General features: G+C 32.7%; 11 protein-coding genes and 1 pseudogene. 5 read left to right on the top strand and 7 right to left on the bottom strand.

The window, feature by feature from the left end; all coding sequences use genetic code 11:
- Positions 1-321, top strand: a 321-nt coding sequence (locus tag QZ260_RS05370) for a type II 3-dehydroquinate dehydratase (RefSeq protein WP_295983639.1), incomplete at its 5' end; no start/stop codon positions are given.
- A gap of 94 nt (positions 322-415) precedes the next feature.
- Here the strand turns inward: QZ260_RS05370 and lpdA are convergent.
- The gene (gene lpdA / locus QZ260_RS05375) at positions 416-1792 is read right to left on the bottom strand and encodes a dihydrolipoyl dehydrogenase (RefSeq protein WP_295983641.1); all 1377 of its coding nucleotides are present in this window, start codon (positions 1790-1792) and stop codon (positions 416-418) included.
- A 105-nt stretch (positions 1793-1897) separates the two neighbouring features.
- Between lpdA and QZ260_RS05380 the strand changes: the two genes are divergently transcribed.
- Both QZ260_RS05380 and QZ260_RS05385 read left to right on the top strand, forming a co-directional pair.
- Positions 1898-3181 (top strand): NAD(P)/FAD-dependent oxidoreductase, encoded by a 1284-nt coding sequence (locus QZ260_RS05380; RefSeq protein WP_295983721.1) that lies wholly within the window; start codon positions 1898-1900, stop codon positions 3179-3181.
- A gap of 111 nt (positions 3182-3292) precedes the next feature.
- Positions 3293-4225 (top strand): nuclear transport factor 2 family protein, encoded by a 933-nt coding sequence (locus QZ260_RS05385; protein WP_295983642.1) that lies wholly within the window; start codon positions 3293-3295, stop codon positions 4223-4225.
- A gap of 40 nt (positions 4226-4265) precedes the next feature.
- Here the strand turns inward: QZ260_RS05385 and QZ260_RS05390 are convergent.
- Positions 4266-4370 (bottom strand): annotated as a pseudogene (locus QZ260_RS05390) (DUF1572 family protein); the annotation flags it as partial.
- A 3-nt stretch (positions 4371-4373) separates the two neighbouring features.
- Positions 4374-4856 carry a peptide-methionine (R)-S-oxide reductase MsrB gene (msrB, locus tag QZ260_RS05395; protein ID WP_295983644.1) on the bottom strand — a complete coding sequence of 161 codons (483 nt, stop codon included), beginning with the start codon at positions 4854-4856 and terminating at the stop codon, positions 4374-4376.
- Positions 4857-5045: 189 nt separating this feature from the next.
- Between msrB and QZ260_RS05400 the strand changes: the two genes are divergently transcribed.
- Positions 5046-5867, top strand: coding sequence for a M48 family metallopeptidase (locus tag QZ260_RS05400; RefSeq protein WP_295983647.1), 822 nt, complete (start codon positions 5046-5048; stop codon positions 5865-5867).
- A 65-nt stretch (positions 5868-5932) separates the two neighbouring features.
- Positions 5933-7333 carry an MFS transporter gene (locus QZ260_RS05405; RefSeq protein WP_295983649.1) on the top strand — a complete coding sequence of 467 codons (1401 nt, stop codon included), beginning with the start codon at positions 5933-5935 and terminating at the stop codon, positions 7331-7333.
- Positions 7334-7388: 55 nt separating this feature from the next.
- Here QZ260_RS05405 and QZ260_RS05410 read toward each other — a convergent pair whose 3' ends face one another.
- The 4 genes from QZ260_RS05410 to QZ260_RS05425 form a co-directional block, all read right to left on the bottom strand.
- Positions 7389-8477 carry a hypothetical protein gene (locus tag QZ260_RS05410; RefSeq protein WP_295983652.1) on the bottom strand — a complete coding sequence of 363 codons (1089 nt, stop codon included), beginning with the start codon at positions 8475-8477 and terminating at the stop codon, positions 7389-7391.
- Complete coding sequence (locus QZ260_RS05415; protein ID WP_295983656.1) at positions 8455-9009, bottom strand: hypothetical protein; 555 nt, start codon at positions 9007-9009, stop codon at positions 8455-8457. Before QZ260_RS05415 ends, QZ260_RS05410 begins: the two co-directional genes overlap by 23 nt.
- Before the next feature lie 10 nt (positions 9010-9019).
- The gene (locus QZ260_RS05420) at positions 9020-9580 is read right to left on the bottom strand and encodes an RNA polymerase sigma factor (protein ID WP_295983659.1); all 561 of its coding nucleotides are present in this window, start codon (positions 9578-9580) and stop codon (positions 9020-9022) included.
- A 116-nt stretch (positions 9581-9696) separates the two neighbouring features.
- Complete coding sequence (locus QZ260_RS05425) at positions 9697-12243, bottom strand: ATP-dependent Clp protease ATP-binding subunit (protein ID WP_295983723.1); 2547 nt, start codon at positions 12241-12243, stop codon at positions 9697-9699.
- Positions 12244-12372: the final 129 nt, after the last annotated feature.

A 12372-nucleotide genomic window follows, 5' to 3' on the forward strand; every position in this document is an offset into this window, starting at 1 on the left:
GAAGTAAAAGAAAAATATCCTCAAGTTCATATAGATTATTTTCAATCGAATATAGAAGGTGAGTTGATTGATAAACTGCAAGAAGTGGGGTTTAGTTGTGATGGTATCATTTTAAACGCTGCAGCTTACACACATACGTCTTTAGGTATTGGCGATGCTGTAAAAGCAATAGAAACACCCGTTGTAGAAGTTCATATTTCTAACACGTTTAATAGAGAAGAGTTTAGGCATCAATCGTTTATATCACCAAACGCTAGGGGCGTAATTCTTGGTTTTGGTTTGCAGAGTTATGAGTTGGCAATTCAAAGTTTTTTGAATTAGAATTTTAGAGATTTACAAACGTAAGTGTTAGACATAAAAAAAGTTCCAGAAATTTATTTCTGGAACTTTTTTTATGTCTAACAATTTTTATAGTCTATAAGTGAATTACCTCATCATAAGCATCAGCTACAGCTTCCATCACCGCTTCACTCATGGTAGGGTGAGGGTGAATTGTTTTTAACACTTCATGACCAGTAGTTTCAAGTTTTCTACCTAAAACAGCTTCAGCAATCATATCAGTAACACCAGCACCAATCATATGACATCCTAACCATTCGCCATATTTGGCATCAAAGATAACTTTTACAAAACCTTCTTTAGTTCCACTAGCACTGGCTTTACCAGATGCTGAAAATGGGAATTTACCGACTTTAATATCTAAACCTTTATCTTTCGCTTGCTTTTCAGTTAAACCAACAGATGCTATTTCTGGAGAACAATATGTACACCCAGGAATATTTCCATAGTCAATAGCTTCAACATGCAGTCCTGCAAGTTTTTCAACACAAAGAATCCCTTCCGCGGAAGCGACATGAGCTAAAGCTTGCCCTGGCGTTACATCTCCAATAGCATAATAACCAGGTATGTTGGTTTGGTAAAAATCATTTACAATAATTTTATCTCTATCAACTACAATACCTACGTCTTCAAGTCCTATGTTTTCAATGTTAGTTTTAATACCAACAGCACTTAAAATAATATCAGCTTCAAGAACTTCTTCGCCTTTTTTAGTTTTTACTGTAGCTTTTACGCTTTTTCCAGAAGTATCAACAGAGGTTACTTCAGCAGAAGTCATAATTTTAATGCCACTCTTTTTAAAAGAGCGTTCTAATTGTTTAGAAATATCTTCATCTTCAACAGGAACAATACCAGGTAAATATTCAACAATAGTGACATCGGTTCCCATAGAATTATAGAAATAAGCAAACTCAACTCCAATAGCACCAGAACCAACCACAATCATTTTCTTAGGTTGTTTCTTTAAGGTCATGGCTTGTCTGTATCCAATTACTTTTTCTCCATCTTGCGGTAAACTTGGTAACTCGCGAGTGCGGGCTCCTGTAGCAATAATAATATTGTCGGCACTATATTCTGTTCCATCAACATCAACTTTTTTTCCTGGTTTAATCTTTCCGTAACCATTAATAACGTCAATTTTGTTCTTCTTCATTAAAAACTGAACACCTTTGCTCATACCATCTGCAACACCACGACTACGGTTAACTACAGCATCAAAATCATGAGCAGCATCTTTAACAGTTAAACCATAATCTTCTGCATGCTTAAGATATTCAAATACTTGCGCAGATTTCAATAAAGCTTTTGTTGGAATACAACCCCAGTTTAAGCATACGCCACCAAGATTTTCTTTTTCAATAATAGCGGTTTTAAAACCTAATTGTGATGCTCTAATAGCTGTTACATAACCACCAGGACCACTTCCAAGAACAATAATATCGTATTTACTCATCTGTTAAAGTTTAAGCTGCGAATTTACAAAATCGAATTTGAATAATAAATTTTAGAAACCTATAAATTTATATCTTTTGCTACCTTTGCCATCATGGATAAAAATCTGAACATCACTAAAACCAGTTACCCTCGAATTGTAATTATTGGTGGCGGTTTTGCTGGGGTTGCCCTTGCAAAAAAATTATCGAAGCAAGAAGTGCAAGTTGTGCTTTTAGATAAGAATAATTATCACACATTTCAGCCTTTATTGTATCAAGTGTCTACTGGAGGTTTAGAACCAGATTCTATTGCTTACCCAATAAGAAAAATTTTAAAAGACTTTCCTAATTTCTATTTTAGGATGGCGGTTGTTGAAGAAATAGATACAGATAAGAACAAAGTAAAAACAAATATTGGTAATTTAAAATTTGATTATTTGGTTGTGGCTTCAGGTTCTACAACAAACTTTTTTGGAAATTCTGAAATAGAAAAGCATAGTATGGCAATGAAAACCATACCACAGTCCTTAAATTTAAGAAGTTTAATTCTTGAAAATTTTGAGGAAGCTTTATTGACTTCAGATTTAAACGAACGAAATGCTTTAATGAACTTTGTTATTGTTGGAGGTGGGCCAACGGGAGTAGAGCTTGCTGGTGCTTTAGCAGAAATAAAGAAAGGGATTCTCCCTAAAGATTACCCGGATTTAGATACACGCTCGGCACAAATACATATTGTTCAATCTGGTGATTGTATATTAAAAGGGATGAGTGGAAAGGCTTCGGCAAAGGCAGAAGATTTTCTTGAAAAGTTAGGTGTAAATATTTGGAAAAACGTTCGGGTCACAAGCTATGATGGAAAAACGGTAACCACAAATACCGATTTAACTTTTGAAACAGCAACCTTAGTTTGGGCTGCAGGTGTTAAAGGCGCTACTATAAAAGGTTTAGATGCAGAGGAGTTCGTAACCAGAGGGAATAGATTATTAGTAAACCAATTCAATCAAGTAAAAGGGTTCAGACATATTTTTGCTATTGGTGATATTGCATGTATGGTTTCAGATGCGTTTCCACATGGCTTTCCTATGATGGCTCAACCTGCCATACAACAAGGCGACCAACTTGGAGAAAATATTTTAAAATTTATTGAACAAAAACCAATGAAAGCCTTCGTTTATAAAGATAAAGGTGCTATGGCTACCATAGGAAGAAACAAAGCGGTTGTAGATTTGCAACATTATAAATTTCAAGGTGTTTTCGCATGGTATGTTTGGATGTTTGTACATCTTTTCTTTTTAATAGGTTTTAGAAATAGAATGGTGGTATTTGTAAATTGGGTATATAATTATGTCCGCTTTGATCGAGAAGCTCGATTAATAATTAGACCTTTTAAAAAGAGACTTAAAAAGTAATTAGTAGAATGATTAATACAACATCTATATAAAATATCTGACTGTAAACGTCGTTTTTTCAGCTATTTTGATTAAATTGAGTGATATTAATCAACAAAAACCTTTTTAAAAATGAAAAAACATGTCATTATTATCATGATGCTTTTCACGTGCATCATGTTTTCGCAAACAAAAAAAAACGGAACCGTTTACAATGAGCATCCTGCAATAAATGCAGTGGAAACCATGATGCAAGCCTATTTTGATGGAGATGCAGATAAAGTAGCAAGTTATTTAACCGATGATTTTAAGGCTTGGGATGGCGTAAGTACAAATAAAGACGCTAAAGGAAATCCCAAGGATAATTTTTTAAATGGTGTAAAATGGGTTAAAGAAAATTTACTATACTCGAGTTATAAAAGAACATCTGGGGCTTATCCTGATGCAATAAAATATAAAGGCGACACAGGGTTGTGGGTGCAAACATGGGATCACTTAAAAGCAATTGACGCTAAAACTGGCGTAAGAATTGATATGCCAATACATCGTCTTTATCAAATGACAGATGATAATAAAGTTAAAAGCATGATTACCTATGATAATGATTTACCTTGGGCAGAAAGAAGAAGTAGTTTTGCGTCGAGAACAAACGGTACAATTTATAACAACCATGATAATATTAATACCGTTAGATTAATGATGGGTGCTTTGGAAAATGGTGATGCTGACAAAGGGTTTAGCTATTTTACTGAAGATGCAACTTTTAGTAATTTAGACATGGCTGAGGGTGTAAGGGCTACTTTAGCTGAAGAAAAAGAAGGGTTTTTAGGAATGCTCGAAAATTGGACTATTACTAGCATTGATGTTCAGGGATATCCCGATTATTTAGAATATGAGTTAGGGAATGCTAAAGTTGTACAGTCTTGGTGGATTGCGAGAATGACAAGAAAGTCTGATGGAAAAAAAGTAAAATTACCATTAATGATGACTCATGATTTTAATGATGAAGGTGAAATAACAGGGGAGAATGGTTATTATTCATTACGAGTGTTGTCAGTAAAATAAATTTTAAGTGTAATAAAAAGAATCCTTCAAATTAAATTTTGGAGGTTTTTTTTTGAGTAAATTCTTTATCTCTTCGTCGCCATTCTTTTTCTCCATCTTCCGTTAAAAAGTTTGTTCAGCTACTAATTATATTGCCAACTATATATATTTATTTATTTTCAATAAACTTAAGTGAAACTCCATTTATACAATGACGCTTACCAGTAGTGTTTTTTGGGCCATCATTAAAAACATGACCTAAGTGTCCACCGCAAGTGGCACAATGTTCTTCTGTTCTAGCATAACCTAAATCGTAATCTGTTGAAAATGCAACATTGTCTTCAACCTCTCTATCAAAACTTGGCCATCCTGATCTAGAATCATATTTATGTTCACTTTTAAATAAGGGTGTGTCACAACCTTTACATATATAAATACCTGCTTCATTATTTTTGTTAAACGGGCTAGTAAATGCACGTTCGGTACCCGCCTTTCTTAATACATTAAACTCTATTGCCGTTAACTGAGTTTTCCATTCAGCTTCAGTTTTCATGACTTTATAAATTTCTGTTTTCTCGTTTGATTTTTTTTGTGCTGAAGAGTTGCAGTTGAAAAATAGAGTTAAGGCAAAAACCATTAATATTTTATTCATAATTATTAGTTTTAAATATTTAAGTCGGTATATAACATAAAACATAACAATAATAAAATACTGATTAAGTTCTGTTTAATGTTCAATGTTTTTTATTTTTGATATTGGGTGACAAATAAACAACTTTAGTGTCTAAAGATTAAAGATACAATTTTTGTATTTTTAAGAATCAGATAAAACCTTTGAAAGATGAAGATAAAAAATACATTTTTTTTAATAGCCATTGTGACTTTAGTTTTTGCATGTGCTACTAATCCTTTTACAGGAAAGAAAACCATGGCATTAGTTCCGAATTCCCAATTATTTCCTACGGCCTTTGCTCAATATAGTCAGTTCCTCAATGAAAATAAAATAGTTACAGGAACTAAAGATTCTGAGATGATAACTAGGGTGGGGCAGCGTATTGCTGTTGCTGCTGAAAGGTGGTTAAATGCTAATGGGCATCAAGCTTATTTAAAAGATTATAAATGGGAGTACAACTTGGTTGATGATAAGACAGTTAATGCTTGGTGTATGCCAGGTGGTAAAATTGTGTTTTATACAGGTATTTTACCAATAGCTGAAAATGAAGCAGGTGTTGCAGCTATTATGGGACATGAGGTGGCACATGCCTTAGCGAATCACGGACAGCAGCGTATGAGCGCAGGAATGTTGCAGCAATTTGGAGCTGTAGCAGGTAATATTGCTATTAAAGACGAAAAATCAAGAAATGCGTTTAATCAGTATTATGGTGTAGGATCACAAGTTGGTGTTATGTTACCTTTTAGTAGAGGTCATGAAACAGAGTCTGATCAAATTGGGATTTATTTAATGGCTATTGCGGGTTATAATCCAGAAGAAGCTTCTAAACTATGGAAACGAATGAAGGCCAATAGTGGCGGACAAGCACCGCCTGAGTTTTTAAGTACACACCCATCAAACGATACTAGAATTGCTAACCTAAAAGCATGGGCGCCAAAAGCCAAAGTAGAAGCTGAAAAATTTGGTGTTACGACATTTAGACAAAAATAAATGACTTTATAAATAAAAATATTGATTATTTTAGACGCTGCTCATAAAAGGGCAGCTTTTTTATTATGGCAATATTAGAAAAAGGAAGTAAAAAGCTTCTTAATGCTTGGGCTTTTTACGATTGGGCCAATTCAGTTTATACGCTTACTATAGCGTCATCTATATTTCCAATATTTTATTCAGCTTTATTTATTAAGAGTACCTCGCAAATCAAAACAGTTTGGGCCTTTGGGTTTGAGTTTAAAAGTACCGCACTAATTACTTTTGTAACCGCATTTACATTTTTAGTAGTCGCATTTACATCGCCAATCATTTCTGGTGTTGCCGATTATGTTGGAAATAAAAAAAGTTTTTTAAAATTTTTCTGTTATGTCGGAAGTGCTGGTTGTATTGGTTTATATTGGTTCGATATCGCGCCAGAAAAAATACATTTAAGTTTGCTGTTTTACTTTATGGGTTTGATAGGATATTGGGGGAGTTTGGTATTTTACAATTCTTATCTGCCAGACATCGCTTTTCCTGAACAACAAGATTTTGTTAGTGCTAAAGGCTTTTCACTAGGTTATTTAGGGAGTGTGCTTCTACTCATTTTTAATTTACTGATGGTTATGTTTCCACAGTTATTTGGGTTTGATATTAGTATATCGAATTCTATAATGGAAAATGGATCAGAAACTGAAATTAATGAGGCTATGAATGCAGCGAAAGATATTGCGTCTTTTCAGGCTATGAAAACATCATTTATAACAGTTGGTATTTGGTGGGCTTTGTTTAGTCAATATTCATTTTATTATTTACCTAAAGGTGTGTCCTCTGGTCATAAAGTAACAAAAGCTGTAATTTTTAATGGATTAAGAGAATTGCGTCAGGTTTGGAATCAATTAAAATTGAACTTAAGACTAAAACGATATTTGTATGCTTTTTTTGTGTTTAGTATGTCGGTACAAACCATTATGCTTGTAGCAGTGTATTTTGGCGAAGAAGAAATTTCATGGGGAGGAGAAAGTGATAAAACAATGGGATTAATAATAAGTATTTTGGTTATTCAATTGGTAGCAATATTAGGCGCGTTCTTAACATCTAGAGCATCTTCAAAATTCGGGAATATTAAAACACTAATTGTTGTTAATTTTATATGGATGGCATTATGTTTTTATGCTTATTTAATGAAAACCCCAATGCAGTTTTATATAGCAGCGAGCTTTGTTGGTTTGGTAATGGGAGGAGTGCAGTCTCTAGCGCGTTCTACATATTCAAAATTTTTACCAGAGACAGAAGACACTACTTCTTATTTTAGTTTTTATGATGTTGCAGAAAAAATAGGGATTGTTATTGGCATGGTTATATTCGCATTTATAGATCAAATAACGGGGAGTATGCGTAATGGTATTTTGTTCTTGGTTCTTTTCTTTCTGGGTGGAATTATATTATTGTTTAGAGTGCCAAAAGAAAATAAGATACATTAGAAAACGCCACTCATTGCGTGGCGTTTTTATACAAAACTGTTTGTTTTTTGATAAATTAGTTTTTAAAAAGTGTTACGCTTCCGTAATCAGAATCAATAGATATATTATTGGTCGATGATGAACTGCCATAATACCCTTGATAGAATTTATCTGATGAATCTTTTATTTCTTTTGTAATTGTTAAGTTGTCGCTATCTCTTAATGAGCCATAGTCTAAATCAATAGTAAAGTTGAAATTGTAAGTAGAAGCATATCCTATTTTAATACCTGTGTAATCAGATTTAATAGTTGCGTTACGTGCATTTTCGTTCATACGGTTTATTTTAATGGATCCATAATCAGCTTTAAGTGTCAAACTCTTATAAATATCTCCAATTACAGTAGTTAAATAATCGCCATTTCCAATAATATTATTTGCTTTGTCTATTTTTATACTTCCGTAATCACAGTTGTAATTTACATCTTCAGCAATTTCAATTTTTGAATTTGTGTAATCCGCATTTATATCTATATTTTTTGTTTTAGAAATGGTGAAATCGCTATAATCAGCATTTATTTTTCCGCTTTTTATATATTCAAAATAGCTTCCTTTTGTGTAATCGAAATTAAAAACATTCCCTTCTGCCATTAACTCTTTAGTGGTAATTTTGCCATAATCACAATTAATTTCTGCTTTACCTTTGAGCTTATCTAGATTAATATTTCCATAATCGTTGTTTAGGTTTACCTTTCCCGAAATAGGCATTTTAACAACATAATTTATTTTTATATTCACATCATTTTTACTGCCCCAATTCCACCAAGAATTTGAACTCTTTTTTCCGAATAATGTTTCTGCCGCTACCCAATCTTTGGATGCCGAAAATTTTACATCAATTTCATTTAATCGCTTTTCTGTTTTTTCTTCATTATTGCCAGAAGCTGTTATTTTAATTTCAAATACGATTCTATTTTCGTTCCAAGTAATAACATCTATATTTCCATAACTATTATTTATTTTTAAAGTAGCGTTAGAATTTACTGCAAATTCTTTATTGATAGTTTTTGTTTTTTCATGTTTGTTCTTTATTTCTGGTGTAGCCGAAATAACTAGGGGCAGCATTAAAAATGCCAGAATAGTTTTAAATTGTCGTGCTCGTGTCATGTGATGAGTTTTTTAATTGTTTTACGATTTCTATTTGATTTAATGTGTTTTTTAAGATGTCTATTCTATTTTGAAAATTGGAAATCATGGCATATATAACGCGACTATCATCACCGCTATTTGTTAAATCTACTTTTAACTTTGTATAGTCGTTTTCCAGTATTTTTATTTGCTTTAAAGCATCATTTATAAGATTTTGAGCTATGGGTGAAGCCTCTTCTTTTAGTTTATTTAATTCTTCATTAATAGCTGAAGTAAAAAAGTTTTGTGTTTCTTCCATTTTTGGAGACACACTGGCTAAATCTCTTGATTCGTTTTGTTGCAGGCTTCCAATAAACAAGGTAATTATAAGAGTGACAGAAGCCGCGATGCCTATAAAAGGCTTCCATAAATTCTTTTTCTTCTTATTTAAACTTGAATCTTGAGTTTTTAATTTTTGAAAGAATCGTTCTTGATGTCCTAAATCTGGGTTTTCTGTATCAAATTTATTTTCAAGACTTTTAAATAAGTTGTCTATTTTGTTTTTACTCATTATGTTTTCTTTAAGCGTTAACTACTTGTAATTTTTTCCTTAAACTTTCTTTCGCTCTAGAAATTGTAGTTCTACAATTCGCATTAGATATGTTCATTATTTTACTAATTTCTTCAATGTCATAACCTTCAATAAGGTTTAAGGTTAAAGCTAATCTGTAATTGTCTTTCAGTGTTTTCATAGAATTTAAAACTTGCTGCGCTTTTAAGTTTGTAAATTCATAATCACTACTAATTCCATCTTCTTCATTTTCAACTTTGTATAATATATCATCAATAGGAACTTCATTATTTTTAATGGTTTTCTTATAATGATAAATACTGTTATTGATAACAATCCGTTTTAGCCATGGTCCGAAAGTTGCTATGTTTTTTAGGCTTTCTAATTTTGTAAATGCCGTTAAAAACGAATCTTGCATAATGTCTTCAGCTTCAAAATTGTTTTTTACAATCCGTAATGAAACATTATACATAGCTTTGTAATACCTATTATAAATCTCTAATTGCGCAGATTGATTTCCAGATTTACAAAGGGTAACGAGCTGCTCGGTATTTAGTTTGGTTAGCGTCACAAAAAAATGGTTGTTATAGTATAGATACTTATCGTTTTAATTTGTTACAGTTTTTCAAAAAAAAATCCTACTTTAAGGTTAAAGTAGGATTTTAATTAGTGTTAAATTTATTAGATTTAAGACTCTGTCGGCTTTTCAGCTTTCTCAATACTAATGCTTAATTCATCAGTTTTGGTGTCTAAATCTATTTTAATATGATCACCTTCTTGCAGATGTGATGCCACAATCTCTTCAGCTAGAGCATCTTCAACATATTTTTGAATAGCTCTTTTAAGAGGTCTTGCTCCATATTGTTTATCAAAACCTTTTTCAGCTATATAATTTTTGGCACTTTCAGTGAGTGTTAAAATGTAGCCTAAGCCTTTAATCCTCGTTAAAAGTTTCTCTAGTTCAATATCAATAATTTTATTAATATCCTCTTTCTCTAGGGCATTAAATATAACAACATCATCAATTCTATTTAAGAACTCAGGAGCAAATGATTTTTTCAAAGCATTTTCTATAACACTTCGTGCATTGTCATCTTCTTGAGCCTTTTGTGATGCTGTGCCGAAACCTATACCTGTTCCAAAGTCTTTAAGCTTACGAGCACCAATATTAGACGTCATAATAATAATCGTATTTCTAAAATCAATCTTTCTTCCTAGGCTATCTGTTAAATAACCATCATCAAGCACTTGAAGCAACATATTAAATACATCTGGATGTGCTTTTTCAATTTCATCTAATAGAAGAACAGCATAAGGTTTTCTTCTGATTTTTTCAGTAAGTTGCCCGCCTTCTTCATAACCTACATATCCTGGAGGTGCACCAATTAATCTAGAGATAGCAAATTTCTCCATGTATTCACTCATGTCAATTCTAACAAGTGAATCTTCACTATCGAATAATTCGCTAGATAAAACTTTGGCTAACTGTGTTTTACCAACCCCGGTTTGACCTAAAAATATAAATGAACCAATGGGTTTGTTTGGGTCTTTAAGACCTGCTCTATTACGCTGGATAGCCTTAACTACTTTAGCAACTGCCTCATCTTGACCAATTACTTTTCCTTTTATGAGGTTTGGTAAATCGGCAAGCTTATTAATCTCAGTTTGAGCGATTCTATTCACAGGAACTCCGGTCATCATAGAAACCACATCTGCGACATTATCTTCAGTTACAATTTCACGATGCTGTTTCGTTTCTTCTTCCCATTTTTCTTGCGCAATAGTTAGTTCTTTTTCAATACGCTTTTCGTCATCTCTAAGTTTTGCAGCTTCTTCATATTTTTGTTTTCTAACAACTGCATTTTTAGTTTCTTTAATGCTTTCTAGTTGTTTTTCAAGTTCTGTAATTTGCTTTGGCACTTCTATATTTGTAATATGCACACGAGATCCAGCCTCGTCTAGAGCATCAATAGCTTTGTCTGGTAAAAATCGTTCGGTCATATATCTATTTGTTAATTTTACACAAGCTTCAATAGCTTCCGGAGTATAATCAACATTATGATGCTCTTCGTATTTTTCTTTTATATTATTTAGAATTTCAATAGTTTCTTCAACTGTAGTTGGCTCAACAATAACTTTTTGGAAACGACGCTCTAAAGCACCATCTTTTTCTATATACTGTCTGTATTCATCTAAAGTTGTAGCACCAATACATTGAATTTCACCTCTTGCTAAAGCAGGTTTAAACATGTTTGAAGCATCTAAACTTCCTGTTGCACCACCAGCTCCAACAATGGTATGTATTTCATCAATAAATAAAATAACATCATCATTTTTTTCAAGCTCATTCATTACAGCTTTCATGCGTTCTTCAAACTGACCACGGTATTTTGTACCAGCTACCAGGCTTGCTAAATCTAAAGTAACCACACGCTTGTTAAACAAAATACGTGACACTTTTCGTTTAACAATTCTAAGCGCTAAACCTTCAGCAATGGCAGATTTACCAACACCAGGCTCTCCAATTAAAAGTGGATTATTTTTCTTTCTTCTACTTAAAACTTGAGAAACGCGCTGAATTTCCTTTTCTCTACCCACTACAGGGTCTAACTTACCTTCTTCAGCCATCGCTGTTAAATCACGCCCAAAATTATCTAAAACAGGGGTTTTAGACTTCTTGTTAGACTTTCCAGCAGGAGCATTAAAAATATTATCTTTTGTTGAATCCTCTTCAGGAGAATTGTCGTCGTCTTGAAATTCTGACTTAGGTTCCGTAAAATTATTATCGTTTGTAATCATAAGTTTAAATTGTTCTTTAACATTATCGTAGTCAACTTTAAGCTTATTTAATAGCTTTGTAGTGGGGTCGTTTTCGTTTCTTAAAATGCAAAGCAATAAATGTGCTGTGTTAATTGACGTGCTTTGAAATAATTTTGCTTCTAAGAATGTGGTTTTCAGAGCGCGTTCTGCTTGCCTTGTAAGGTGTAGATTTGTTTTTTGATTAGAAGCTATAGTCGTATTAGGGTTCGCCGGACTTAATATTTCAACTTTGCGCCTTAAATGATTTAAGTCAATATTTAAGGTATTAAGTATATTTATTGCTTTTCCATCACCATCACGTAAAAGCCCTAACATTAAATGTTCAGTGCCAATAAAATCGTGACCTAAACGCAAAGCTTCTTCTTTGCTATAAGCAATAACATCTTTTACTCTTGGGGAAAAATTATCATCCATAATCGTTTGTGCTTTCTGCATTAAAAATAGTAAAACATTTTACTAAAGTCAAAAACTATACCTAAAATTGTATGTAAATTGCTAATTGACGAAAAAATCTTTATAAAATCAAAATTTTAGCACTCATAC

Source organism: uncultured Algibacter sp., from assembly GCF_905480415.1.
Classification (GTDB): Bacteria; Bacteroidota; Bacteroidia; order Flavobacteriales; family Flavobacteriaceae; genus Algibacter_B.

Bases quoted from the DNA above. Each gene is read 5' to 3' on its own strand.
- lpdA (WP_295983641.1), bottom strand. From the start codon at position 1,792: ATGAGTAAATACGATATTATTGTTCTTGGAAGTGGTCCTGGTGGTTAT.
- QZ260_RS05385 (WP_295983642.1), top strand. From the start codon at position 3,293: ATGAAAAAACATGTCATTATTATCATGATGCTTTTCACGTGCATCATG.
- msrB (WP_295983644.1), bottom strand. From the start codon at position 4,856: ATGAATAAAATATTAATGGTTTTTGCCTTAACTCTATTTTTCAACTGC.
- QZ260_RS05400 (WP_295983647.1), top strand. From the start codon at position 5,046: ATGAAGATAAAAAATACATTTTTTTTAATAGCCATTGTGACTTTAGTT.
- QZ260_RS05405 (WP_295983649.1), top strand. From the start codon at position 5,933: ATGGCAATATTAGAAAAAGGAAGTAAAAAGCTTCTTAATGCTTGGGCT.
- QZ260_RS05410 (WP_295983652.1), bottom strand. From the start codon at position 8,477: ATGACACGAGCACGACAATTTAAAACTATTCTGGCATTTTTAATGCTG.
- QZ260_RS05415 (WP_295983656.1), bottom strand. From the start codon at position 9,009: ATGAGTAAAAACAAAATAGACAACTTATTTAAAAGTCTTGAAAATAAA.
- QZ260_RS05425 (WP_295983723.1), bottom strand. From the start codon at position 12,243: ATGGATGATAATTTTTCCCCAAGAGTAAAAGATGTTATTGCTTATAGC.